Raw genomic sequence first — 24,977 nt, forward strand, 5'->3', positions numbered from 1 at the left:
ACGTGTTACTCACCCGTCCGCCGCTAAGCATCTAGAGTGCAAGCACTCTATCAGCTCCGCTCGACTTGCATGTATTAGGCACGCCGCCAGCGTTCGTCCTGAGCCAGGATCAAACTCTCCAATAAAGTTTTGATGCTTTATTTTAGAGCGATTAGCTCATTTCGTTACTGACGAGAATTTAATTCTCATTTAATACTCACTCGTTGTTCAGTTTTCAAAGATCAACTTCGTTTTCGTTCATCACCGCGTTTCAGCGGCAACTTAAATAATATAACACATTCAAAATCAGATAGCAAGCATTTTTTTAAGAGGTATAAAATTTGTTTTTCGAAGCTATCTGCCCCGCTCAAATAATAACTCTGAAGTACTATCGAGGGACATTTAATATACCACATAACCTTTTTCTCCTCAAGCTAGATCGTGAAATAAGTTGTGGGAAAATAGAGGAAAAAATAATAGAAAGGCGAGGGAGCACGCTTCCCCCGCCTTAATTTTAATCATTAATCCACGGATTGCTGCGTCCCACGGCTTTTTCTTTTGTGCCTCCATGACGTTCTTTTTTGCTAGAAGCTTCTAAAGTAGCCTTGGTTTGCTTTTTACTACGACCCTTCTTTTCAGGCTCATTCGCAGAAATTTTAACGTCCTTAGTGTCTTGCGGATATGTCTCTATTATGCCGGGATCTACAGACTCCACAGAGATTTCAGCGGTTCCTTCTCCTTTAAGATCTCGTTCGAGGTATCCCTTCATATTTTCTAATCCACCAATTTCGCCCTTTGCTGCTTCTGGCATCATAGGTAGTTCCGGTGTCATGAGTCCGCCAACCGCCATTGCTGGCCCCGGGACTGAAGGAGCTTGCGGGTAGGCAAACGGAGCCCCGTAAGATGACATAGGGGAACTGTAGCTTGGATGATAATCATAACCTGGATGCTGCCAACTCATTTCCTGTGGAAATGGGGCGTTTCCATACATCTCAGGGAAAGCATGCGCTGGCTGAGAGGCTGTATAAGGCTGGTGACCATAATGTGGATAAGCTGCATTTTCCATGGGGTTCATCATCCCCCCCATTTCAGGCATTTGATAGGCCGGTGAAGCTGATATTCCAGGGTATTCTGAAGCCATGGATCCTAGATACATCATCGCTTGTTCATGATGGGGCTCTGGAAAATCGTAATATGATGATACTTTTTCAGCAGGGACTTGATATTGATAAAATAGATGCTGGCTTTCGGGTTGTTGGTATGGGTAAGGAGCTGGGCCCGAACACCCGCAAGGAGAAGAAGGGTATTCCATCGCCGGAAGTATTGCCGGTGGTTGCTCCACTTGATAATACTGCGGATAGGGCAGATTTGGGTACTCCGGCTGTGGAAGACTTGGGAGTTCCTCGTATTTTGCCGGTTCGTGCATCATAGGTCCTACATTCATCGGCTCATACATCATCGAATCATAGGTAGGGTCAGACTTCATCGATTCATGTTTCATCGGTTCATACATCATTGGTTCATACATCATTGGTTCGTATTTCATGGGTTCATGCTTCATCGGCTCATACATCATTGGCTCGTATTTCATGGGTTCATGCTTCATCGGCTCATACATCATTGGCTCGTATTTCATGGGTTCATATTTCATGGGTTCATACTTCATCGGTTCAACCTTAGGTGGCTCAACCTTTATCGGCTCGTATTTAACCGGTTCGGTTTTCACTGGCTCATACGGAGTTGGTTGAATATTGATCGGCTGAAGCTTCGTCGACTCATATTGAATTTGCTCAACCTCAATTTTGATTTCTACTGGGAGTTCTATATGGACTGGCTCCTGATTAGGCGGTTGAACATTGACTGGCTCTTGTTTTGGCGGCATCACCTGCACTGCCTCCTGCTTAGGTGCTTCCATGGGAGCTGGCTGTGGTGCTGGAACCTCCGTAGGCATTTCCATCGTTGGTTTCTTTTTAAGCGGCTTAGGTTGAATCCCTTCAGCCATAACATTGCCCGGTTCGTTCATTTGTGCACCGGCTATCGGCGCTGTGTTCTTCTTCTTTACTACCTGCGATTCAGCCTCTATGATGCTGCTGTGACCTGCATGCGGATTCGTTATAGCTGGAGTCCCTGGAGTGTCTCCAGAGCCCGCTGGGATGTTAACAATATCCCCGACTTTCAGTTGGTTCGGATCGGCCAATTGAGGATTGGCCGCAATGAGAGACTGGAGCGGAAGGCCCCAAGCCTTGGAAAGCTTCCACAGCGTGTCTCCCTGCTTTACAACGTGTTTGTAAGTATTTGCTTGCTCTCCGCCTCCGCCTACTGGGACAGCAACGGCTGGAATCTTCACTTTTTCGCCAATGGTCAGTTGATCCAGGTTTGTAATTTGCGGGTTAGCATCAACAATCTTCTGCAGAGGCACGTTATACTTTTTTGACAATTCAAACAAAGTATCGCCCTTTTTCACAATATGAATTTTCACGCGTTAAAGACCTCCTAGGTATCTTCTCCGGAACGCGATTGTTTCGCCCGGGGCCCATTTATTACATCCTATGCAGACGCCTAGGTTTTTGACATCCATTACAAATAAAAAATCCTATCCCCCATAACGGGAAATAGGATTGTAATTACTTTAGCTGGCAACTACCACACTTTTAAGCCGTCTTGCTCTACGATCGACCGGAATTCCTCAAGCAGCTTCAAGGTTACGGGCCCAGCATGTCCTTCACCGATCACACGGCCGTCCACCTCACGCACAGCGATGACCTCCGCCGCCGTTCCAGTAAGGAACACTTCGTCAGCAACGTAAACATCATGCAAAGTGAACGGTTGTTCTTTAAATTTATAGCCTTTTTTCTCGCATATTTCGATGATCGCCTCGCGGGTGATGCCCTCCAAAGCTCCTAAGTAGCATGGTGGAGTCACAATAATGCCGTTCTTAACGATAAAAATATTGTCGCCAGAGCCTTCCGTAACATAGCCTTGAGAGTTCAGCATAATCGCTTCACCCGCCCCGGAAAGGTTGGACTGAATTTTCACCAAAATATTGTTCAAATAGTTGAGCGATTTGATCTTCGGATTAAGTGCATCCGGAATGTTTCTGCGGGTCGAGACGGACACGGTTTTTAACCCCGTTTTGTAAGCTTCCTCGGAGTATATTGCCAACTGCTCGACGATAATGACAACGGATGCTTTCGGACAGCGATTAGGATCAAGGCCCAAATTGCCCGCCCCCCGGGATACAACCAAGCGAATATATCCATTGCGCAGCTCGTTGCGGCGCAGTGTTTCTACTAAGGCGTCCTGCATTTCTTGATAGGTCAGCGGAATTTCAAGCATAATCGATTTTGCCGAATCATATAAGCGGTCCAAATGCTGTTTGCATTTAAAAATATTACCGTTATAGATGCGAATACCTTCGAATATACCGTCACCGTACAAAAAGCCATGATCATAAACGGATACTTTAGCTTCCTCTTTCGTTACATACTGCCCATCTAAGTAAATCCATTGCTGTGACATTAGTTTTTTTTACACCTCCGCTTTTAGTTCTCCAAAAGAGTAGCTGGGATAACTACCTAGCACGCGTACTTGACACCCTAAAGCTTCAATCTCTCCGATCGCTGAGCCAAGCAGCACCGAGTCCAGTGAATCGAGCACATCCATGATGAAATAATAGCTTCCGAGCTTTTTCTTCGTAGGACGCGACTCAATACGCGATAAGTTCAGTTTGCGCCACGCAAACGCAGACAATACCTGATGCAGCGCCCCCGGAAAATCCTCCGGTAACGTCACCAAGAGACTCGTTTTGTTCTGAGCAGCTGTTTCTGGCAGCTTTATAGGCTCCCGACCGATCAGTGCGAAACGGGTGTAGTTGTTGTCATGGTCAGTTACCTTGGCGGCTAACACATCCAGCCCATGCCGTTTTGCACCAAGTGCAGTGCCAATAGCTGTCCAGCCTTGACCTGGGTGCTGCTTAACCAGTTCTATCGCCTCGGACGTGCTGCCCGTATGTTCAAGCTCTGCGCCTGGCATCCGAGAACGAATGAACTGTAGACATTGCGCCATGGCTACGGGATGAGAAAGCACTTTGATCACTTTAGAATAGTCTATATCGCCTTCCAGGGAAGAGTCTGAGCTAAATTCCTCGTACCGGCCGATTATATTTTGAACAGACGGATATACCCATTCCACTTGAATAGGGAGCTCTACCTCATGAACCAGCCAATCCATATGGAGACTTACCGAGCCTTCGATCGTATTCTCCATTGGAATTACACTATAGTTGCTTTTTCCACTGGCCGTTGCCAGAAAAACATCGGATATTTGCTTAAAATGAAGCAATTCAACCGGCTCCGCCCCTAACAGGTGCAGCACCGCCTCATGGGATACTGTTCCTTCCGGCAGCAATGCGATACGTTTCATGAACTAAAATTCCCCTTTGATATTTTCCAGAAATGATACATCTTTCTCCATAGTAAGCTCCATCGCGCCGGAAGTGCAAGGTTTAAGCCATATTGTCTTGGCAGCAATCCCCTGCTCCTTCAGAACTCCTAAGAGAAAAGACTCCAGTTCCCCCTCTTTTTGGCGGCGGCGGTCCACCAGCGCAAGCACGGTTGGTCCCGCACCGCTAAGCGCGGCTCCTAGTGCGCCATGCTCGGCGGCCTCCTCCAAAATCCGGGACAGCCCCGGAACCAGCGCCGCCCGGTACGGATGGTGAATCCGGTCCCGCATCGCGGACGAGATAAGGTCAAGCCGGTTAGCGACAAAAGCAGCCGTCAGCAGTGAAACATGACTGACGTTATACACCGCATCGGACAGGCTGATTTGGGTCGGCAGCGCCTCGCGTGCCTTGGAGGTCGATAATTGGAAATCCGGAATAGCGACCAATACATCCAGATCAGCAGGCGGATCTATGCGCAAATACTCGGCGTGACTGCCGTCCCAGATCGCCGTGATCAAACCGCCAAAGAGGGAAGCGCCAACATTGTCCGGATGATGCTCGATGGCTGTTGCCATATCGAACAGCTTCCCCCGGTCAAAGGGCGAACCGATCAGCAGGTTCGCGGCAAACAGCGCCCCGACGATCGCCGAAGCGCTGCTGCCAAGCCCCCTGGTCAGCGGAATGTCCGAATACATGGAAATCTCCAGTTCAGGCAAGGCTACTCCGGCTTCGGCGAAAACCATCTGGGCTACTGTATAGACCAGATTGCTTTTATCTTCCGGAAGTCCCGCCATATCTTGACCATGTAGATGAAACACTGTAGATTCCGCTGGTTTCATTTCAATGTAAAAATACAGAGAAAGCGCCATACCGAGGGTATCGAATCCGGGCCCTAGGTTGGCCGTACTTGCCGGTACCTTGACCCGGACACCATCTTGACGAATCATGCCTGCTCTCCTTGAAGCTTGGCGATCGCCGCCATAACGGCCTCTTCGGTGTCCTGAACAACGAGCGGCTCGCCTCCGATGCTTTTAATGGCAATATTCGGATCCTTCAAGCCGTGGCCAGTTAATACGCAAACGACCGTCTCCCCGCCTTTGAAATAGCCTTCGCGTTTTAGCTTGTAAACACCTGCTACAGAAGCCGCTGAAGCCGGTTCGGCAAAAATGCCTTCACGCCCGGCAATCGTGCGATAAGCCTCTAAGATTTCGTCATCTGTTACGTAATTGATTTGACCGCCCGATTCTTCAGCAGCGGCCACGGCTGTTTTCCAGCTTGCCGGATTTCCGATTCTAATCGCTGTAGCAATCGTCTCAGGCTCCAAGATTGGCTCGCCTTTGACGATTGCCATAGCCCCCTCAGCCTCAAACCCAACCATTCTCGGCAGAGAGTTTGATTTTCCACGTTCGTAATATTCTTTGAACCCTTTCCAATAAGCAGAGATGTTTCCAGCATTACCGACTGGGATAGCCAGTACATCAGGGGCTTTCCCCAACTGGTCACAAACCTCAAAAGCAGCCGTCTTCTGGCCTTCAATGCGGTAAGGGTTGACGGAATTGACCAGTGTGATTGGATGTTTCGCTGTAATTTCGCGGACGATTTCAAGCGCCCGGTCGAAATTCCCTTCAATCGCAATGACTTTCGCCCCATAAATCATAGCTTGTGCCAGCTTGCCCAAAGCGATATTGTTGTTCGGGATCAAGACGATACAGTCAATACCAGCGCGTGCAGCATAAGCTGCGGCTGCAGCCGAAGTATTGCCGGTCGATGCGCACATAATCGTATGGCTGCCTTCTTCAATGGCCTTGGCTACAGCCATCACCATGCCGCGGTCCTTAAAAGAACCGGTTGGATTTAAACCCTCGTATTTAAAATACAGATCAAGCCCCAGCTCATTCGATAAGTTTTCCGCACGGACAAGCGGAGTGTTTCCCTCTTGTAATGTAAGCTTCGGTGTCTTCTCTGTTACAGGCAAATATTGTTTGTAAGTTTCCAGCAAACCCAAGTATCTCATACGATGAACTCCTTTATTGGTTAATAATAGCGTTTTGAATAGCAAATGTATTTATATTGACAGTAGCCACTTATCCTTCAACACGGTACACGCTTTTGATCCGGTGAATAACATCAAGCGTTTCAAAGTAGTTTAGCACTTTTTCCATGCTTGCCTTGCTGGCGCTATGGGTGACGATCATAATCTCAGCACCCGGCACATTCGTGTTCGGCGACTGAACGACCGATTCCAGGCTGACTTCAAACTCGGCAAATGCCTGAGTAATTTGTGCAAGCACACCTGCTCTGTCATCTACGTGAAGGAGCAAGAAGTTTTTATAAAAAATCTGTTCATCGGTCTTAAGCTTCTTAGGCTTATATGGAACAATCGCCTTCAGACCATTGACGCCAAGCCGCAGGTTTTTAACGACTGCGATTAAATCAGCGACTACGGATGTTGCCGTAGGCATCTCCCCGGCGCCTGCTCCGTAGAACATTGTTTCCCCAACAGCTTCGCCAAACACGTAAACCGCATTATAAACACCGTTAACCGCTGCGATCGGATGCGTTTTCTTAACCATCGTAGGCTGAACGGTAATGCTGAACTCCTCTTCTTGGCATTCGGCAATTCCGAGCAGCTTCATTTCATAGCCGAGTCTCTTCGCGTACAAAATGTCCTCTTTGGATACATTGGATATCCCGCGCACCTGAACATCGCTAAGTTCAACATTGGTCCGGAACCCCAACGTTCCGAGGATCGCCATTTTTCTCGCTGCATCCAGGCCCTCTACATCGGAAGTTGGATCGGATTCCGCATATCCAAGCTGCTGGGCTTCCTTCAATACGTCTTCATAGGAGGCGCCCTCTTGACTCATTTTGCTCAAAATGTAGTTGGTGGTGCCGTTTACGATGCCCATAATCTTCACGATCCGATCGGACGAGAAGCCTTCAATCAACGTACGAATGATCGGAATTCCGCCGGCAACGCTAGCTTCGTAAAAAACATCGCATTGGTTCTCCATCGCTTTTGCCAAAACTTGCGAGCCGTACAGCGCCATCAGGTCCTTGTTTGCTGTGACGATATGCTTTCCGCGCTCTAACGCTTCTAAAATGTAGGCCTTTGTCTGCTCAACACCACCCATCACCTCAACGATGACATCGATTTCCGGGTCACGGATCACTTCCCACGGATCCTCCGTCAGCTTGCTGGGATCAACTGTGAGCGTACGGGTTTTATGCATATTTTTGACCGCAATTTTCTCAATCACAATCGGAGAACCTACCTGACTACTCAGGTCTTCCTGATGTCCTTCCAAAATTCGCACGACTCCGGTACCTACAGTACCTAATCCGAGCAAACCAACTCTAACAGGTTTCACCAACTATCCCCTCCATTTATCTATATAAGCCTTTCCCCAGACTTCAGCATCTACCCCTGACCGACGATTTGTGTTCTTCTTACGCCGGATACTCCCTGAAGGGACTGCAGCATAACATCCAACTCTTCGGTTAGGCGCGAGGTTTCCACAGAGATCACCACATTGGCCCTCCCCTGCAGCGGAATACTTTGATTAATCGTAAGTACGTTTCCACCGGAGCTGGCGATGAGCGTAAGCACCTTTGATAACATACCGGACCGGTGCTCCAGATCGAACGAAATGGTTACGATGCTTTCCCGTTCAATTTGGTTTAAATGATGGATTCCGTCTTTATATTTATAGAATGCACTCCGGCTAATCCCCACTTGAGCGACAGCCTCGTGAACAGTCTTCACTTCACCTGACGCAAGCAGCTGCTTAACCTGAAGTGTTTTAACAACGGCTTCGGGTAAAATATCCTCACGAACCAAATAATAATGCTCCTTCACAAACGTCCTCTCCTTAGAGACTTTTGTTTTTATATAGTGGACATTATAACGGAAAGCAGCATATCCGGCAATGCTTTTCCTAATACGAAGCTGCGGATTTTTCAAGTTGAAGTTCCCGATATAGAAAAAAAGCACCTTACGGTGCTTTCATCGTTTTAATAATAGTAGCTGCTTCCTTCCACGAATTCAAATTCAAAATCGCCGATACGAACCAGCGTGCCGTCCTTGGCACCCCGCTTGCGTAGCTCCTCATCCACGCCCATATGCCGTAGCGTCCGAGCCAGCTTGAGAATCGCATCATGGGAATTAAGCTGCATTCGCTTCATCATCCGCTCGATTTTGACGCTCTCCACAATAAACATCTCGTTTTCGCGGCGGATCGTAAAGTCCTCTTCATCCTCACGTTTGTCGAGCTTATAGATTTTCCGTTCTTCCAGTTCGGTAACTTCCTCAATATTTGGCTCTGGAATTTGATCCAGCAAATCCGCAACACGATACAACAATTCCTGTACGCCCTGACGAGTGAGTGATGAGATCGGCATAATTTCCAAATCGTCACGCACTTCGCTTACTTGCTTTCGAAACTGTTCCAGATTTTCAGCCGCTTCAGGCATATCCATCTTGTTTGCAGCAACAATTTGAGGGCGTTTCTCGAGATCAGCATTGTACTGTCTCAGCTCGTCATTGATTTTCTGCCAATCCTCAAACGGATCCCGACCTTCTGAACCCGCCATATCCACAACGTGAATGATTAATCGCGTCCGCTCTACATGGCGCAGAAACTCATGTCCAAGACCAACGCCCTCATGGGCCCCTTCAATCAATCCCGGCAAATCAGCCATAACGAAACTGCGGCCTTCACCAACGTCTACAACTCCGAGATTAGGAGTAATTGTCGTAAAGTGGTAGGCGCCAATTTTCGGCTTTGCCGAAGATACCACGGAAAGAAGTGTCGATTTACCAACGCTCGGAAAACCGACTAGTCCGACATCGGCCATCACTTTCAGTTCAAGCACGATCCAGCGTTCCTCGCCTTCTTCACCATGCTCGGCGAGCTCTGGAGCCGGATTGTTTGGCGTTGCAAAGCGGATATTACCGCGTCCCCCACGACCTCCACGAGCCACAACAATTTGCTGACCGTGACGAGTCAAGTCAGCCAGCACCTCTTGAGTGTCATCGTCAATAATGACCGTACCTGGGGGAACCCGGACGAGCATGTTTTCAGCGTTGGCCCCGTGCTGGCTCTTATTGCGCCCTTTTTCACCTTTTTGCGCCTTAAAGTGGCGTTGGTAACGGAAGTCCATCAGCGTCCGCAAGCCTTCGTCTACGCGGAAGATGACATCGCCGCCCTTACCGCCATCGCCACCGGCCGGCCCGCCTTCCGGTACATACTTTTCCCGGCGGAAAGCGACGATTCCATCACCACCGTCGCCCCCTTTAACATAAATTTTTGCTTTATCTACAAACATGCATTCACCTCATTTATTTTCCCGCAAGGGACTCTAAGCTGCAACGAACAGTTACCGGCATCAGGCTGTTCGACACGAACCCGTTTACCCGATATCCATTCAACCATATGCTTATTCAGCGTTTCCATATTTCCGTGAGGGCTTTCCTGGTCAAAGCGTACCAATACCTCGTCATTCTGTCGCAAAATGGATAATTTGATCTGCAGCATTTCTCCCCACGACGACCTGCCGGTGTACTGAAAGGCTCTCACCGTCTCCACGATCGCCTCGGTCAATTCCTCCGCGTCATTAGCGGTCAGAAGTCCATCAAGCTGCAAATCATCCTTAATATCCATCTCCAGTTGGACTGATCCGTTCACTTCACGAAAGGACTGTAAATAAAAGACCAATGACGGAATTCCTAGTCTTGAGATTTTACTCTCAATGACCATTCTTGCTTTTATTCTTTCCACACAGTCGGTAAGTTTATCAATCTTCCCTAGTTGGATATACCCGTATAAAATCTGCAAATCATTCATCCAGTCGTGCCGATGGTGACCTAATGTGGCCATAGCGGTTCGCTGTACCGATTCCAGCAATAACTTCCGCTCTTTGTCCGCCTGTTTTTTAACATATCTCACGTAAGCCCAAAATACGATGAACAGGCATGCACACAAGATAACATGTCCAATTGGCGATTTCACATAATAACTTAAGGCCAGACAAATGATCGTGAGCAGCCCCACGACCGCCGGCACCGCAAACCGATGTTTCATATACTCTCCGTTCCCCTAACAATTTGGGTGGCACCCACCCTGGCATCATTACCCAGTATATCATAAAGCCCATAAGAAATATTGCCTTGTTATGTAGTTGCGGAAAAATCGAATAAGCGTTAAAAAAGCCCTGGCACTTTGTGCCAGGGCTTTAGAAGCTAGCTCGCTATGCAGCTATCTTAAGCTTCAACTGCAGCCGCTACTGGAGCGGTTTCCACTGGGTAGACGCTCACTTTTTTACGATCGCGACCCCAACGTTCGAATTTAACAACACCGTCAACTTTCGCAAACAGCGTGTCGTCCGAACCGATGCCTACGTTAGTACCAGGATGGATTTTCGTACCGCGTTGGCGAACGAGAATACTTCCTCCTGTTACTGTTTGACCGTCAGCACGTTTCACGCCAAGGCGTTTCGCAATGCTGTCACGTCCGTTTTTCGTGGAGCCTACACCCTTTTTAGAAGCGAACAACTGGAGATCCAATTTCAACATTATGGTCTACCTCCTTCTTCAAATAGTGACTTCCTGTATCTGAATATACTTCCCATACGAATCTTCGATAGTCCTTAGCATAACGACAAGAGAGGCAAGCAGCAGTTCAGCCCGCTCAAGAGCCCCAGGCGGAACAACAGATGGAAGACTCGCGCTTAAAAAGCCGTTCTTCATCTTGGAATCCATAACGATCCCCGTAAGTTCCTCAATGGAATTGACCGTCCCTACGGTAACGGCCGAAACTCCGGCACATACGATATCCTCACCGGACTTAGCATAGCCTGCGTGACCTTCCACTTCAAAACCCAAAATGCCATTATCCTTTCGTCGTAATACGGATACGATTATCAATAACCGCACCTACTTACGCTTGGATTTTCTCGATGGTTACTTTAGTGTAAGGTTGACGATGACCTTGTTTCTTGTGGTAGTTCTTCTTTGGTTTGTATTTGTAAACGATCACTTTTTGGCCTTTGCCGTGTTTTTCGACTTTCGCCGTAACACTTGCGCCGGATACCAATGGAGCTCCCGTTACCAATCCTTCACCTTTAGATACTGCCAACACACGGTCGAACGTTACGCTAGCGCCGTCCTCTGCGTTCAATTTCTCGATGTAAAGAACATCGCCCTCTTGAACACGGTATTGTTTACCGCCAGTTTCGATAATTGCGTACATTTGCTTGCACCTCCTCATGTCTCAGACTCGCCTGATTCAGGTGCCGCTAAGCTTAGTTAGCGAACTTGTTGACCCGATCGGAGCGGTTACAGCATGTGCACAAGCATGACTCATGACACATACCTTAATATACTATCATGGGATATATAAAAAATCAACTAAAAATCGTGATTTCCTCACGCATTCGTTTTCTTGTCATTTCTAGCAAACCGAGCTTGGTCCATCCTAAAATGTGATGCTGCGTACGGTCACCATACATCGATTTTTCCAGTCGTTCCCATACGGCAGCGCGGTGCTCCTCACGTTCCATGTCGATAAAATCTACAATGATAATTCCGCCGGTATCCCGGAGTCGAACCAGTCTGGCCATCTCCTGCGCAGCCTCCAAATTCGTCTGAAACACCGTATCCTCCAAACTTTCGCCGCCGATAAATTTCCCGGTGTTTACATCGATCACGGTCAACGCCTCTGTCGTATCCCAGACCAAATATCCCCCGCCCGGGAGCCAGACCTTTCGCTGAAAATCTTTTTCCAAGCGAGATTTAATATCATAATGATCAAACAGCGGAGTTTCCCCTGCGTACACGACGATTCGCGGCGTTTCTCCCGGCAGCATCGCACGAAGGAAGGCTTGGGCCTCTTTTGCCTGATCAGGGCAATCCATGATGAGCTCATCCGTCTCAGGACTGTATACATCTCGCATAAGACGTTGGATCATGCTTAAATCTTGATGGAGCAAAAAAGGAGCTGAAGCCTTTTGAGCTTTGTCCATAATGACGGCCCACTGCTTACGCAGCATCGTCAAATCCTCATCAATCGCCTGCCGGTCCTCATGCTCGGCAACCGTTCGCAGAATGAGCCCTTCCTCATCGCTACGCAGCTCTTCTCCAATCGTTTTCAAACGTTGTCTTTCTTCTTCGCGCCCGATCTTTTTGGAGACGGCAACATACCCGGCTGTTGGCATATAAACCAGCCAGCGTCCTGGAAGCGAGTAATGCGTCGTTACCCGGGCCCCTTTATTGCCAATAGCCTCCTTAATCACCTGCACAACCAGCTCTTGACCGGGCTTTAGCAGCTCCGAAATCGACGGCTTATGCTTTGGCTGCTTTTCCAGATGAGGATGCAGTACGTCATCGATATAGAGAAATGCATTCTTTTTCTGTCCAATATCAACAAAAGCAGCTTGCATGCCTGGAATCACATTTACGACTTTGCCTTTGATAAAGCTGCCGATCAGTCCTCTATTCTGAGAACGTTCCGCTGCATACTCCACCAGATTGCCGTTCTCCATAAGCGCCATCTCTGTAGAGCCGGGTTCACAGTGAACAATCATCCTTTTCATGATCTCACCCTTCTTACGTTCTGTCAGAAACATTGTCCGCTTCATTATACCATGGTTTCCACTCTTTAGGCGCCGGGATTCCCCCGTAAATAAGAGGAAATTACCCGCTGCTCCGGCACAACGGCAACGACATTTCCCTGATGGTTCATCACATAAATAAAGTGATATTTTTCCCTTTTAAATAGACGTAAAATGTGATCCAAAGGTTTCGACTTTTCGGCAACAATCGGTTGGGCCAAGCTGCCGCCTACTAGGTGCCTCATAAAGCTCTTATCGCGATTCATGAGAAATCTCAGAAATCGATAAGGGATGTTTCGGTAATCCATCAGATTCGAATAAAGCAAGAAGGAGCCTACAAGCAGTAAATTGAATTGCAATCCGCCAAAGTTCAGCAGGACAGGCACTACAGCATAGGCAAGCAGCAAGGTGCTAAACACGAGACTGATCCGGAGCGACCAGACAAGCGTTGAATGATAAGGAAGCAAGATACTGCATATAGATTGACATATTTTCCCACCATCTAGAGGCAGGATTGGCAGTAGATTAAATAGTGCAATTATCATATTGCTTTGGATAAAATAGGCCAGAAAGGGCCCGTCCCAAAAGCCAGCCGCATGAAGCAGCCAAGAAGCCCCGATTAGCACCAGATTTTGAAAAGGCCCCGCGAGGGCAATGGCCATTTCCCGCCCAGCGGTCACATAACCCGTATCCTCCATAACAGCCACGCCCCCAAATGGAAGCATTTGCACGGACAAGACCGTAATTCCGAACCAACGAGCCGCTGCGACATGTCCCAGTTCATGTACAAATACAATGGCAAACAGCGCAAGTAGCTCCAAAAAATGCCCGGTTAATACGGAGGTCAACATGATGATGACAAAAAAAGGATGAAATGTCACCGTGATGCCACGCCACTTAATCAAATGGAATCACATCCGCCGGGTCTACATACCGGTCATCTTTTTTTAGAGCAAAATACAAGGTAGGAAGCGGTGACTCCGAGGCTGGCGGCAGGCTTCCGATTACATCGCCCCCTTCCAGCCAATCGCCTTTCTCGACTGAAATTTGCTCTAAATGTCCATAAATTGAAGTATATCCATCAGCGTGCTGAACCGTAACCGTCGGACCTGTTAGCGCATCCTGAGTCACACTAAGGACCCGCCCTGTCTGTACATTTTTTACCTGCACTATACGATTGCTGCCTCGGGATTCAGGAATAATTTCCACTCCCCTTAAGCTAAGCGCAAAAGTCCCGGCAAAACTACCTGACATGGGAGAAGTAAAGCCCCCAGCCGCCCCGACCTTTACCCCGCTGTCTCCATGATGCTTAAAAATTGGAATAAACGAAGGAGGACCCCCAAAATGTTCTTCATACCAGGTTTCCACCGCGGCAAAATCCATTTCTTCGGTTAATGATTCTACAATAAAGGCGCGCAGCGGCAGCGCCCAAGATGGTTCATACCGGTCAATCCCCCATACGGCTGTAAAAATGATCCCGCTGATAATAAAACGGACAACCAGCGATTTCCAAAAGGAAGGACGTTTAACAGGAAAATTATCATCGTATTTCGTACTATTCCAGCCGTAAGACTCCCGCCATCTGCCTTGCCCCTGCTGCTTCCACGCAAGCTCCGGGTCTTGCTCCTGTTGATCCGTCTCTCTTATTTCGCTGGGTGGTTCTTTCGGCCTGACTGCGCTGATATTATTAGCTCGCCCCGCCGTTTCCGGGAGAAGAGGGCCTGCAGCATCCTCCAGCGTTAATTGACGAATTCGCTCTGCCCTCCGTTTCTTCACGTTAGCTTTCACGTCCATTCTCATTCACCCCATTTTTACCTCAGGTGTTCTTTCTTCTTATACCTATGAGGGGCTTGACCGGAATATGAACAAGCTATCCGAAGCAGCAAAAAACCGGGGCCTTTCGGCACCGGCTTGTTCACTCTACATTGTATTTTTCCTGATGCAGCATGATGCTGAACACCAGGCCGATACATAACATGTTGATAAGAAGCGAGGTTCCCCCATAGCTGATGAATGGCAGCGTAATACCGGTAATCGGCATCAACCCGATCATCATCCCGACGTTCTCGAAAATTTGAAACAGAAACATCGCGACGATGCCAACGATGATGTAGGCTCCCCTTTTATCAATGCAGTGCAAAGCTATTAAAATCATCCTATAAATCAACAAGAAATATATTAATAGAAGCACCGAAGCGCCGATAAAGCCGAACTCTTCGCCTACTACGACAAAAATGGAATCCGAATACGGATAAGGGACGAATTTTTTATTCTTCAGTTCCCCCTTCATATATCCGTCTCCCAGCAACCCGCCGGAACCGATCGCAATCTTGGCATAATTCGATTGATGTTTGTCGTCGTTTGAAGCTTGATCCGGATTAATAAACGTATTGATCCGTTGATACCAGTGCAACTTCTGATGTTTCTCAAGGTAATCGTGGATTTGAGTATTGTAGGTGGTAAACAGCGTAACGAACAAAATTAACACCACAACCGCAGCAGTCATAGCAATGAGCACATGACTATATTTCGCATTTCCGATCCAAAGCATAGCTACAAGGATGACCAGATAAATGATGGCATTCCCAAGGTCAGGCTGGATGAGCACGAGAAGGAACGGGAGCAAATTGACCAGAGCAATCGGTACAATGTCTCGTCGAAACTGCAAATGCTGCCCCTGTCTTTGTCCGAGCATATATGCGGTCATCAGGATTAAAATGACCTTGACCAGCTCCGCTGGCTGAAACTGCAGTCCCCCGATTCTAAACCAGCTTCGCGCACCGTTGATCTCCGGTGCGAACAAATACACCGCCACCAGAAGAACACACCCCGCGGCATAATAATACCAGCTAAACCGCAGTAAGGTGCGATAATCGACTACTGCCATACCAAAAACGACGATAAAGCCCAAAATATAAAAATAAACGGTTTTCATATCGTAACCGACAAATTCTGAATCATAGGGCGCAATGGCGCTATGCACCAGTAATGAACTGAAAAGCATAAAAGCGGCTAAAATTCCGACAATCAGCCAGTCTATCTTTTTAATTTTAAAAAACAAGCTTGATCAACCCATTCCAAAAAACTTCTTGAAGCGTGTAAACACACCCTTCTTTTGATCCAGGAGCATTAGCGGCACCGTATCGCCAAGTATCCGGCGGGCTATGTTGCGATACGCGATTGCGGCGGCCGAATCGGGATTCATCACCGTTGGCTCCCCACTGTTCGCTGCTTTTATAACCTTTTCATCATCGGGTACAATCCCAATTAAATCTATATTTAGCACCTGCAAAATACCTTCGATATCGAGCATATCGCCCGCCTTCATCATATTTACCTTAATTCGGTTAACGACGAGTTTTGGAGAAGCGATATGCGAATTTTCCAAAAGCCCGATGATCCGGTCGGCATCGCGAACAGCTGCGTTCTCCGGCGTAGTGACGACGATAGCCTTATCCGCACCGGCAATAGCATTTTTAAAGCCCTGTTCGATACCCGCAGGGCAATCAATGATAACATACTCATATTCCTTCTTAAGCTCAAGTACAATGTCCTTGACTTGTTCAGGAGAGATGGCGTTCTTGTCTTTTGTTTGCGCCGCAGGCAGCATATAAAGCTCATCGAACCGTTTATCTTTCACCAGCGCCTGATTCAACCGGCAGCGGCCTTCAGCAACATCGATCAGATCATAAATGATCCGATTTTCAAGACCCATGACGACATCTAAATTTCGAAGGCCAATATCCGTATCGACCAGACATACCTTTTTGCCCAATAGGGCAAGAGCCGTCCCGATATTAGCTGAGGTTGTCGTTTTACCGACACCGCCTTTACCAGACGTAATGACGATAGCTTCTCCCATCTTTCACACCCCTCTAAACACGTTAAGATCCGGTCTTATCCGGGTCACGTTAACGATTTTGTCGATTTGCATTTTCCCGTCCAATAAAAAGGCAAATTCCATACTCGTCTCCCGATTCTCCCACTCGTCCGGAGGTCGGCTGATCGTCTCGGCGATGCGCAGTTGTGTAGGCGACAAATATGACGCAGCGATGATCGCTTTCTCGTTGCCTTCAAAGCCTGCATGTGCCATCCCCCGAAGAGCGCCAAGGATCAAGATGTCCCCTGTACAGACAATCGTCCCTCCCGGGTTAATATCACCGATGAACAGCAAATTTCCCTCATGACGAAGGACTTGGCCAGAACGTACGATACCTGTCATCGTCGTTAGTGCATTTTCATCCTTCTCACGGGCCAAGGCCGGTGTTTCGATGGAGCGAACAAGCAGATTTCCTTTTTGCTTCAATATATCAAGAATCATTTCCTTCTGATCATCGGTCACTAAACGCGTCCCCAGCTTCACATCTACGTGAATGATTGGGCCAGTCAAAATATTCTGATGACTAAACTCTAATTTATAGCGAAGCTCCTCCAGAAGACTTGAGAAATCACACTTGTCGTCCAGAAGGAATACCAGGCCATCCTTAATTCCTTTTATGGTTACGTGGTTGGATTTCACTGTCATAAGCCTGTCCCTCCCTCCTAATCAATTCGTGCCGGAGCGGACAAGTTCCTGCTTGAGCAAGGAAAAGTCCGTGGAAGTCAAGCGTTCTCCTCTGGGGCCCGTCTCTTCGTCAACATTTCCAGTTGACGCCGGAGCGGCACATAGATGATAAGAGCAAATATAAACTGCACAAATACATTGGGAATAATGTGGTTGCTTAACGCCCAAGTGTACGGTTCATGCGTCAGCTCGAATAGCGAATATGTCCCAAACAAAATGGAATCCAGCAGTAGACTTCCAATCAGAACGATGATCATCATTAGTGGAAGGGGAGCACGCTGGTTACGGGATAGGAGACCCATCAAGTAGCCGGTTAATCCCATCGCAAAAGAATACGCTCCAATAAGGGCTCCATAAAACACGACATCATGAAGCAGCCCGAAGCAAAGACCAAGAAGCAGTCCTGTATGACGGTTGTCGTATATCGAAAAATACAAAATACCGATAAACACCAAATGAGGAACAATTCGCGTCTGCCACGATCCCGGAATTAGCCATGGGACGATGGTACCTTCTAAGATAAACAGGAGAAAAAGCAGCAATATGAGAATGAACTTGCGGTTTCTCACTTTCCTTCACCGTCCGGTGTAAACACAACAAACAGCTCTTTCCAGTCGGTAAAGTTAGCTGCCGGCTCAACGGTTGCCGTGTAGGTCAAGCCATATTCACCTACTTGAATCTCCTTAACTTTTCCGATAATCATCCCGCGTGGGAAAACACCACCGATCCCTGAGGAAACGATCAGGTCGTCTTTAGCCAGGGATTTCTTATCCTGAATACGCGTCATCAGGAATTTGCCCTGCTTCTTATCGAACGTTTCAATCATCCCAAACACATCGTTCTCCTTGCCCAGAGCGGTCACGGCGATGCCGTTCGAGTTAGGGTCTTTGGCATCCATTGATGTTACCAGCTTGACGGTAGACGTCATGTAACTGACATGACTAACAACACCGACCAGTCCGTCCGTAGAAGAGACAGCCATACCTTCCTTAACACCCTCGCGCTCGCCGATATCAACTACAATGGTCCGATTAACAGGGTCATCATTAACACTCAGAACCTGAGCGATTTTCCATGTATAGTCGTATCTCTCCTTCTGCGCATCCGTGAAATGAAGTTCGTCCTGTAGCCTTTTGTATTGCTGCTCTATGAAATTGTAGTTTACTTTGTCGCGGGTGTAATGAGCAAGGGCAATTTTTAGTTCCTCATTCTCCTCCTGCAAGGATCGCAGGTTTGAAATATCTTCAAATAAGCCCGCTACGTAGCCAGCGGGCTTGTAAAACACGTATTGCACGAAGCCAACCGTGTCCTTCACAAATTTCTCCGGCCAGGACAAGGAAGTTCTTGACCCGAGTGAAAACCCCATAACCGCAATGAATAAAATAAGTCCCATCAATAAAAAAAACAGTCTTTTGTTGCCAAGCAGCTTAAACAGTTTTAGCACCCTCCAACCTTACATATTTCTTAAATAAAAGCGGCATGGCCGTCCCATAAGGACGGCGCCACTTTATGATAAGGGGTGTCTTCTTTCAAACGATCATTTATCGTCTTGAACGAAGGGCTGAACTACTTTTAGATTTGAATAAATGGATATTATCCAAAGCTCTGCCTGTACCAACGGCTACGCAATCAAGCGGGTTCTCCGCTACAATGACCGGCATTCCCGTTTCACTCGCGAGCAATTTATCCAAGTTGCGGAGTAGCGCCCCGCCACCGGTCAATACGATCCCACGGTCCATAATATCGGCAGCAAGCTCCGGCGGACATTTCTCTAGCGTTACTTTTACGGCGTCCACAATCGCTCCAACCGTATCGCTAAGAGCATCGGAAATTTCATCCGAGGTAATCGTGATCGTCTTTGGAAGGCCGCTCACCAAATCGCGTCCGCGAATTTCCATCGTTTCTACTTTCTCCAGAGCCAAAGCAGAGCCGATGTCCATTTTGAGCTGTTCTCCAGTTCTTTCCCCGATCATTAAATTATATTGGCGCTTGATGTATTGGATGATCGCTTCATCCATTTCATCCCCAGCTACACGAACTGATTTGCTCGTAACGATGCCACCAAGCGAAATGACAGCAACCTCTGTTGTACCGCCACCAATATCTACTACCATGCTCCCTGTTGGCTCCCATACCGGCAAATCAGCACCAATAGCTGCTGCAAAAGGCTCCTCGATCGTATATGCCTCTCTGGCTCCGGCTTGCTTCGTCGCATCCTCGACGGCACGCTGTTCTACAGCTGTAATGCCGGAAGGTACACAAACCATCACGTTCGGATGACGTTGGAAAAGCGAGCGCTGCTTTTGCGCCTGATTGATAAAATATTTGATCATGGTAGCGGTCGTATCAAAATCGGCGATAACTCCATCCTTCATCGGGCGGATTGCACGAATGTTTCCAGGAGTTCTACCTATCATTTTCTTAGCGGATTCACCTACAGCAACAATGCTCTTCGTATCAGTGTGAATCGCAACCACGGACGGTTCTCTTACGATTATCCCTTTACCACGCGTATAAACCAGCGTATTTGCCGTTCCCAAATCAATTCCCAAGTCTTTCGTAAAGCCACCCAACATGCTGTTTTCTTCCTTTCCTTCTGTATCTAATCTATTATATTACATCAAGCCCTGCTCCTTCAAACTGACGAATTTTCCATCTCCAATCACGATATGATCCAGAATGTCGATCCCTACAATCTCTCCTGCTTCGCAGAGCCGTTTTGTCATGAGGATATCCTCCTCACTTGGCGACGGATCCCCGCTTGGATGATTGTGTGCACATATAACGGAAGCGCTGCTGCACTTTATTGCTGCCCTGAACACCTCGCGTGGGTGAACGATCGTTGCATTCAAGCTTCCGATGGAAAGCGTCTCTTGAGCAATGATATGATTTTTCGAATTCAAAAAAAGACAAACAAAATGTTCCTTTTGCAGATAACGCATCTGCTCCATCAAAAGCTCCGCCGCCACATGTGGACTGCGGATCACCTCAGTTTCCGGCAGCCTTGCCTTTGCCAGCCGCTGCCCTAGTTCAATGCCCGCTTTAAGCTGCACCGCCTTGGCCGGCCCTATTCCCTTCAATCGGGTCAATTCATCAAGGCTCATATCGACTAGCCCGCGAATACCCTGCATCCCCGACAAAAGACGCTGAGCCATATGCACAGCCGATTCGTGACGCGTACCCGTTCTCAGAAGAATTGCCAATAGCTCGGCATGACTTAACGCGCTGGCTCCGTAAAGCATCATTCTTTCTCTTGGCCGTTCCTCTGAAGGAAGATCTCTTAGCATATAAGAGGTTGATTTCATACTCAATCCCTCGCTTCCGAATTGGTTTGTGAGCGAATCCGGATAATCCGGTAATCGCTATCCAAATAGTTCGGAAGGATATGCTTTATCACTTCCTCGATTTTACACGTTACTTTGGTTGATCTTTAGAGCACATGGATATCAAATTCCGCCAGCATGTCCACCAGCAAGGAGAGTGGTAAACCAACCACATTGAAATAGCAACCCTCAATGCCAGTAACGATCGTGGCCCCTAGTCCCTGGATTGCATAAGCTCCAGCCTTGTCGAGTCCTTCCCCGCTCCGAGCATAAGCCCAAACTTCATCCTCGGTCAGCGCCTTCATGGTAACTACTGTCGAACGATAATCGACCTTCATGTTTCCGGTCAATCCGTCTTGACAGGCAACCCCGGTATATACCGTATGGCTTCGGCCTTGTAATGAGCTTAGCATGGCCGCAGCCTCTTGCTCATCTCTCGGCTTGCCCAAAACGACGCCATCCCTAACAACAATGGTGTCGCTGCCGACGATAACGCCGTCTTTCGAAGTTTCAGTCAACGTATTATAGACCGCGTTTGCTTTTCTAGCCGCGAGTTCCATCACAATCTGCTCAGGCGACCAAGTGTCCGGAGTTGATTCGTCAGCGTGGCTTGGCACCACGTCAAAGGGAATTTGCAGTGAAGCGACTAATTCGCGTCTTCGCGGTGATGTCGAAGCAAGGATTACTCGGCGCAAATGTTTGGTTTCCAAGGGCTGAATTCTCCTTTTTGACGAAATGACAAGAAAAGAATGTGCCTTTATTTGCAAGAAAAAACGGCATAACCGCCCTTGAATGGCGGATCCGTTTCTAAAGCTGCGAGAATCGACATTATTTCGCTGTAAATCCTCGCCATTTTTTGACACTTCCTTATTATAAGATTAATTCATTCTCAATACAAACATAAATAAGACAGGGGAAAGTATTTCCAATCCTGTCTTATTTATATCGACTCTTCTAACGTCATCGTTCGCTGTTCAGCAGGGCCTGCTCGGCCATAATGAACCGCATCATCTCATTTTGAACTTCCCATAACAGCGTCTTAGCTCCGCTTTTATTGAATTCGTTCATTGCTTCCAGGGCACCATTGATCGCCTTCTCCATTACATTCGCAGCATCATCTTTTGCCGATGACCATTTCCCCCGTACCGCCGACGCGCTTTCAGTCCATAATTGATGCTTCTGCCCCAGCTCCTTCAACTCATCGCTACTAACCTGCTGAGTATTTGTATCGCTAAGTAATGAAGCCGACTTAGAACTAAGCAGACTTACAAGCTCGGCGCTTTGAGCAAGGTATGTCTCCAATGTCTGCGCCTCTCCGTTAAATTTTATGGCGGCAGATGCAGGTAAATTAATTTCATGCAAAATTAGATGAACTCCTGCGGCTTTTAACTGTCCGCTTAGCAGCTTGGCTTGCTCGCGATCCGTTGAAACCCCGGCATACACTCTTTTCTCATCAACAGTATCCCGAGCGGCTGCTATTCCTGAAGCCTGAAGCTCCTCCTGTGCCTGCTGCACGCCCTGCGCTGTACTGAACACCCCGTATTGTAAAAAGTAATAAGTTTGCGTAGGCAGCGCAAAATTGACCTGAGGCAGCAGCTCCTCACTCGTCTGTTCGTCGCCGATTTCTCCCATCACCGGAACGCTTGCAGCTTCGCCGACATTGCTTTGTTTGGGAACCCCAATACCGGGCAGCGGGAGCTTAATCTCTTGGTTGAACATGGACAGGACAACGAATCCGAATAATGCTCCAGTAATGATGGCTCCAGTTAAGGACCCAGCCACCTTCCACCATGAGGTCCTCGTAGGTCGGTAATAATGCTCGGAATGATCATCCGTTGAAATTAGCGGGCCATCCGCCAGGACAGCACGATCATTTGGAGCAGTAATATAACCTGTATAACTCATATCGTCGATCCAATACTCATGTTCTTCCAAAGGTTCGGTGTCAGTGCTTTGGTCCTTGCCTAAGTGTTCACTAGACGACACCAGTTCAAGTTTTGGTTTGCTCGTTCGCGGACTTTCGGGAAAGACGGTTAGTCCCGTCCCCGTATAGTCAGTAAAAGGGTCTCCCCACTCCTCAACTACCTCAATCGCCCGGTACTGAGATGTCTGCCTCAGAGGTGCAACTTCCGATTCTTTGCCCTGTATGGGTCCGCTAGTGCGTATTTCCAACTCTTCCTTCTCTTCTTGATTTGAGACATATCCAACGCTCGGATGCCTCGGCTCAATTTTCCGCCCCGTTTCGTCAAACCGGAATGTCATTTTCGCTTTGTTCACGGTCCGCACACTCCTTGTCCATTCTTCTATCCTAAAAATATGATTGAACAAGGATGATTATTCTAAATAAGTAATTTTATCAAGTACTAAATGCGCTGTTTTGAGGAGGGGATAACCACAACTAAATGTATTTCATGCAGCTATTTCCGGGCAAATTCCGGATTTTTGGACTTTGCAGGGTTATTTCGCTCCTATTAGCTGCACTTTCTGCATCTAATTGTCTAAGGTTTCTGGCAAGTCGATGTTTAACTGCACAAAATGCATCTATATAGGTTGGACTAAACAAATGCGGAAAACAGGCAAGAGGGCCCTCTCATAAATTTTATTAATTCCAGTAAATGGGCAAGAAACCGCTGAAGCAATTCGCTCCAGCGGTTTCTTGAAATAAGTATTGTTCCAAAGCACAATTTATTTAGCTAACTTATCAGCAAGCTCGTAGCCAACTTTATAAATATCCCCGGCACCCATGGTGAGCACCAGGTCACCCGGTTTAAGCCGCCCCTGGAGATCGGCCAGCACATCTTGCTTAGTCGCCAAGTAACGAGCTCCCGGATTGCTGTTTTGCTTGATTAAATCAACCATCTTAGAAGAATGGACACCTTCAATCCGTTTCTCTCCAGCCGGGGAGTAAATATCGGTGATGATGACTTCATCCGCTTCTCCGAATGCACGACTGAACGCATCGAGCAGGAAGAAGGTTCGCGTATAGCGCTGCGGCTGAAAGACCGCGATGATCCGCTTACCGGTTGCTTTCGCTGCGGCAATGGTCGCTTGAATTTCCGTCGGATGATGAGCATAGTCGTCGATAATCAGGATTCCATTGCTTTCACCTAACACTTGGAAGCGGCGCTTCGCACCGTGAAAATGACAAATCGCTTCCGCGATATCCGCAAACGGAATCCCCGCTTCCATACAAACGATTACTGTAGCCATCGCGTTGTACACATTATGTCTTCCTGGCACGGATAATTCAATCGTTCCCAATTCTTCTGCACCGCGGTTCATCTTAAACGTTACGCAGCGGTCACCGAGTACGATGTCGTGAGCCGAGTAGTCGCACTCCTTCTCAATACCGTACGTAATCGATTGGGATTGAACCTTAGCCAAAAGCTCCAGGATATTGCTGTCATCTCCGCAAACAACCGCTTTGCCATCCGGCTTAATTTGATTAAGGAACTGAACATAAGCATCCTTCAGTCGTCCAAAATCACCGCCATAGTTTTCCAGATGATCCGCTTCAATATTGGTCACGACGCCGAGTGAAGGATGATATTGCAAAAACGAGCCATCGCTTTCGTCAGCTTCCGCCACGACGCATTTCCCGTGGCCTGCTTTTGCATTTGTCCCTACATCCATCAGTTCGCCGCCGATAATATAAGTCGGGTCTGTACCGCATTGCTCCATAACTAAAGCAATCATGGACGAAGTGGTTGTTTTTCCATGAGCACCGGCGACGGCGACGCCAGTACGCTCGTTCAACAAACGAGCGAGCATTTGAGACCGGTGCAAAATCGGAATTCCCTGTTCCTGTGCTTCAATACGCTCTACATTGTCTTGCGGCAGAGCGGTTGAATAAACGACGAGATCCGCGCCGTGGACCTGCTCAGCCGTATGGCCGATGTAGATTTTTGCGCCTTTAGCAGCCAGTTTCTCCGTCAGCTCCTGAGAAGCGACATCAGATCCGGTCACTGTATAACCCATCTCTAGCATAACGCGAGCGATGGCGCTCATGCCATAGCCGCCAATGCCGATAAAATGTACGTGTTGTTCCGTTGTATTTAAC

Annotated in this window: 25 protein-coding genes, 1 rRNA gene and 1 other annotated feature; all 26 genes read right to left on the reverse strand. The window is 47.9% G+C overall.

The window, feature by feature from the left end; translation table 11 throughout:
- Positions 1-125 (reverse strand): 16S ribosomal RNA (locus tag ACFQ3W_RS20450); the annotation flags it as partial.
- A 368-nt stretch (positions 126-493) separates the two neighbouring features.
- A complete protein-coding gene (locus ACFQ3W_RS26075) occupies positions 494-2,458 on the reverse strand; it encodes a LysM peptidoglycan-binding domain-containing protein (protein WP_449290211.1) in 1,965 nt (654 codons plus the stop codon).
- Between the two features lie 161 nt (positions 2,459-2,619).
- Complete coding sequence (ilvE, locus tag ACFQ3W_RS20465) at positions 2,620-3,498, reverse strand: branched-chain-amino-acid transaminase (protein WP_379321094.1); 879 nt, start codon at positions 3,496-3,498, stop codon at positions 2,620-2,622.
- Positions 3,499-3,507: 9 nt separating this feature from the next.
- Positions 3,508-4,401, reverse strand: a complete 894-nt coding sequence (gene pheA / locus ACFQ3W_RS20470) for a prephenate dehydratase (protein ID WP_379321095.1) — start codon at positions 4,399-4,401, stop codon at positions 3,508-3,510.
- A 3-nt stretch (positions 4,402-4,404) separates the two neighbouring features.
- Positions 4,405-5,367: a homoserine kinase gene (thrB, locus tag ACFQ3W_RS20475; RefSeq protein ID WP_379321096.1), complete on the reverse strand. Its 963-nt coding sequence runs from the start codon at positions 5,365-5,367 to the stop codon at positions 4,405-4,407.
- Positions 5,364-6,434, reverse strand: coding sequence for a threonine synthase (thrC, locus tag ACFQ3W_RS20480; RefSeq protein WP_379321097.1), 1,071 nt, complete (start codon positions 6,432-6,434; stop codon positions 5,364-5,366). The genes thrB and thrC overlap by 4 nt, the downstream gene beginning before the upstream one ends.
- 70 nt (positions 6,435-6,504) lie before the next feature.
- Positions 6,505-7,791 carry a homoserine dehydrogenase gene (locus ACFQ3W_RS20485; RefSeq protein ID WP_379321098.1) on the reverse strand — a complete coding sequence of 429 codons (1,287 nt, stop codon included), beginning with the start codon at positions 7,789-7,791 and terminating at the stop codon, positions 6,505-6,507.
- A gap of 50 nt (positions 7,792-7,841) precedes the next feature.
- The gene (locus tag ACFQ3W_RS20490; RefSeq protein ID WP_379321099.1) at positions 7,842-8,279 is read right to left on the reverse strand and encodes an ACT domain-containing protein; all 438 of its coding nucleotides are present in this window, start codon (positions 8,277-8,279) and stop codon (positions 7,842-7,844) included.
- A 155-nt stretch (positions 8,280-8,434) separates the two neighbouring features.
- Complete coding sequence (gene obgE / locus ACFQ3W_RS20495) at positions 8,435-9,748, reverse strand: GTPase ObgE (RefSeq protein ID WP_379321100.1); 1,314 nt, start codon at positions 9,746-9,748, stop codon at positions 8,435-8,437.
- Positions 9,739-10,503, reverse strand: coding sequence for a Spo0B domain-containing protein (locus ACFQ3W_RS20500; RefSeq protein WP_379321101.1), 765 nt, complete (start codon positions 10,501-10,503; stop codon positions 9,739-9,741). The genes obgE and ACFQ3W_RS20500 overlap by 10 nt, the downstream gene beginning before the upstream one ends.
- A gap of 179 nt (positions 10,504-10,682) precedes the next feature.
- Entirely contained in the window at positions 10,683-10,994 is a 312-nt protein-coding gene (gene rpmA, locus ACFQ3W_RS20505) for a 50S ribosomal protein L27 (RefSeq protein ID WP_379321102.1), read from the reverse strand.
- A gap of 18 nt (positions 10,995-11,012) precedes the next feature.
- Positions 11,013-11,345 (reverse strand): ribosomal-processing cysteine protease Prp, encoded by a 333-nt coding sequence (locus tag ACFQ3W_RS20510; RefSeq protein WP_379321103.1) that lies wholly within the window; start codon positions 11,343-11,345, stop codon positions 11,013-11,015.
- Positions 11,346-11,358: 13 nt separating this feature from the next.
- Positions 11,359-11,670 (reverse strand): 50S ribosomal protein L21, encoded by a 312-nt coding sequence (rplU, locus tag ACFQ3W_RS20515; RefSeq protein WP_059040908.1) that lies wholly within the window; start codon positions 11,668-11,670, stop codon positions 11,359-11,361.
- Between the two features lie 13 nt (positions 11,671-11,683).
- Positions 11,684-11,768: a sequence feature (ribosomal protein L21 leader region), on the reverse strand.
- 56 nt (positions 11,769-11,824) lie between these two features.
- The gene (locus ACFQ3W_RS20520; protein ID WP_379321104.1) at positions 11,825-13,012 is read right to left on the reverse strand and encodes an Rne/Rng family ribonuclease; all 1,188 of its coding nucleotides are present in this window, start codon (positions 13,010-13,012) and stop codon (positions 11,825-11,827) included.
- A gap of 65 nt (positions 13,013-13,077) precedes the next feature.
- Positions 13,078-13,935 (reverse strand): M50 family metallopeptidase, encoded by an 858-nt coding sequence (locus ACFQ3W_RS20525; RefSeq protein ID WP_379321105.1) that lies wholly within the window; start codon positions 13,933-13,935, stop codon positions 13,078-13,080.
- Positions 13,928-14,824, reverse strand: a complete 897-nt coding sequence (locus tag ACFQ3W_RS20530; protein ID WP_379321106.1) for a peptidoglycan DD-metalloendopeptidase family protein — start codon at positions 14,822-14,824, stop codon at positions 13,928-13,930. The genes ACFQ3W_RS20525 and ACFQ3W_RS20530 overlap by 8 nt, the downstream gene beginning before the upstream one ends.
- Positions 14,825-14,945: 121 nt before the next feature.
- Positions 14,946-16,091, reverse strand: a complete 1,146-nt coding sequence (locus ACFQ3W_RS20535; protein ID WP_379321107.1) for an FtsW/RodA/SpoVE family cell cycle protein — start codon at positions 16,089-16,091, stop codon at positions 14,946-14,948.
- 6 nt (positions 16,092-16,097) lie between these two features.
- Positions 16,098-16,892 carry a septum site-determining protein MinD gene (minD, locus tag ACFQ3W_RS20540; protein ID WP_379321108.1) on the reverse strand — a complete coding sequence of 265 codons (795 nt, stop codon included), beginning with the start codon at positions 16,890-16,892 and terminating at the stop codon, positions 16,098-16,100.
- A 3-nt stretch (positions 16,893-16,895) separates the two neighbouring features.
- Positions 16,896-17,555, reverse strand: a complete 660-nt coding sequence (gene minC, locus ACFQ3W_RS20545) for a septum site-determining protein MinC (RefSeq protein WP_379321109.1) — start codon at positions 17,553-17,555, stop codon at positions 16,896-16,898.
- A 77-nt stretch (positions 17,556-17,632) separates the two neighbouring features.
- Positions 17,633-18,163 (reverse strand): rod shape-determining protein MreD, encoded by a 531-nt coding sequence (mreD, locus tag ACFQ3W_RS20550; RefSeq protein ID WP_379321110.1) that lies wholly within the window; start codon positions 18,161-18,163, stop codon positions 17,633-17,635.
- Entirely contained in the window at positions 18,160-19,038 is an 879-nt protein-coding gene (gene mreC / locus ACFQ3W_RS20555; protein ID WP_379321111.1) for a rod shape-determining protein MreC, read from the reverse strand. The genes mreD and mreC overlap by 4 nt, the downstream gene beginning before the upstream one ends.
- Positions 19,039-19,135: 97 nt before the next feature.
- Entirely contained in the window at positions 19,136-20,170 is a 1,035-nt protein-coding gene (locus ACFQ3W_RS20560; RefSeq protein ID WP_379321112.1) for a rod shape-determining protein, read from the reverse strand.
- 39 nt (positions 20,171-20,209) lie between these two features.
- On the reverse strand, positions 20,210-20,899 hold the full coding sequence (radC, locus tag ACFQ3W_RS20565) for a RadC family protein (protein WP_379321113.1): 690 nt from the start codon (positions 20,897-20,899) through the stop codon (positions 20,210-20,212).
- Between the two features lie 125 nt (positions 20,900-21,024).
- Complete coding sequence (locus tag ACFQ3W_RS20570; RefSeq protein WP_379321114.1) at positions 21,025-21,627, reverse strand: Maf family protein; 603 nt, start codon at positions 21,625-21,627, stop codon at positions 21,025-21,027.
- Positions 21,628-21,877: 250 nt separating this feature from the next.
- A complete protein-coding gene (locus tag ACFQ3W_RS20575) occupies positions 21,878-23,194 on the reverse strand; it encodes an SPOR domain-containing protein (protein WP_379321115.1) in 1,317 nt (438 codons plus the stop codon).
- 408 nt (positions 23,195-23,602) lie between these two features.
- Positions 23,603-24,925 (reverse strand): UDP-N-acetylmuramate--L-alanine ligase, encoded by a 1,323-nt coding sequence (gene murC, locus ACFQ3W_RS20580; RefSeq protein ID WP_379321169.1) that lies wholly within the window; start codon positions 24,923-24,925, stop codon positions 23,603-23,605.
- Positions 24,926-24,977 lie beyond the last annotated feature (52 nt).

The sequence above is a fragment of the Paenibacillus puldeungensis genome (assembly GCF_042678945.1).
GTDB lineage: Bacteria > Bacillota > Bacilli > Paenibacillales > Paenibacillaceae > Fontibacillus > Fontibacillus puldeungensis.

Excerpts from the sequence above, each read along its gene's own strand:
- rplU (WP_059040908.1), bottom strand. The coding sequence starts at position 11,670 with ATGTACGCAATTATCGAAACTGGCGGTAAACAATACCGTGTTCAAGAG.
- ACFQ3W_RS20560 (WP_379321112.1), bottom strand. The coding sequence starts at position 20,170 with ATGTTGGGTGGCTTTACGAAAGACTTGGGAATTGATTTGGGAACGGCA.
- rpmA (WP_379321102.1), bottom strand. The coding sequence starts at position 10,994 with ATGTTGAAATTGGATCTCCAGTTGTTCGCTTCTAAAAAGGGTGTAGGC.
- minD (WP_379321108.1), bottom strand. The coding sequence starts at position 16,892 with ATGGGAGAAGCTATCGTCATTACGTCTGGTAAAGGCGGTGTCGGTAAA.
- obgE (WP_379321100.1), bottom strand. The coding sequence starts at position 9,748 with ATGTTTGTAGATAAAGCAAAAATTTATGTTAAAGGGGGCGACGGTGGT.
- ACFQ3W_RS20520 (WP_379321104.1), bottom strand. The coding sequence starts at position 13,012 with ATGAAAAGGATGATTGTTCACTGTGAACCCGGCTCTACAGAGATGGCG.
- thrC (WP_379321097.1), bottom strand. The coding sequence starts at position 6,434 with ATGAGATACTTGGGTTTGCTGGAAACTTACAAACAATATTTGCCTGTA.
- thrB (WP_379321096.1), bottom strand. The coding sequence starts at position 5,367 with ATGATTCGTCAAGATGGTGTCCGGGTCAAGGTACCGGCAAGTACGGCC.
- ilvE (WP_379321094.1), bottom strand. The coding sequence starts at position 3,498 with ATGTCACAGCAATGGATTTACTTAGATGGGCAGTATGTAACGAAAGAG.
- murC (WP_379321169.1), bottom strand. The coding sequence starts at position 24,925 with ATGAGCGCCATCGCTCGCGTTATGCTAGAGATGGGTTATACAGTGACC.
- radC (WP_379321113.1), bottom strand. The coding sequence starts at position 20,899 with ATGAAATCAACCTCTTATATGCTAAGAGATCTTCCTTCAGAGGAACGG.
- pheA (WP_379321095.1), bottom strand. The coding sequence starts at position 4,401 with ATGAAACGTATCGCATTGCTGCCGGAAGGAACAGTATCCCATGAGGCG.
- ACFQ3W_RS20530 (WP_379321106.1), bottom strand. The coding sequence starts at position 14,824 with ATGGACGTGAAAGCTAACGTGAAGAAACGGAGGGCAGAGCGAATTCGT.
- minC (WP_379321109.1), bottom strand. The coding sequence starts at position 17,555 with ATGACAGTGAAATCCAACCACGTAACCATAAAAGGAATTAAGGATGGC.
- ACFQ3W_RS20500 (WP_379321101.1), bottom strand. The coding sequence starts at position 10,503 with ATGAAACATCGGTTTGCGGTGCCGGCGGTCGTGGGGCTGCTCACGATC.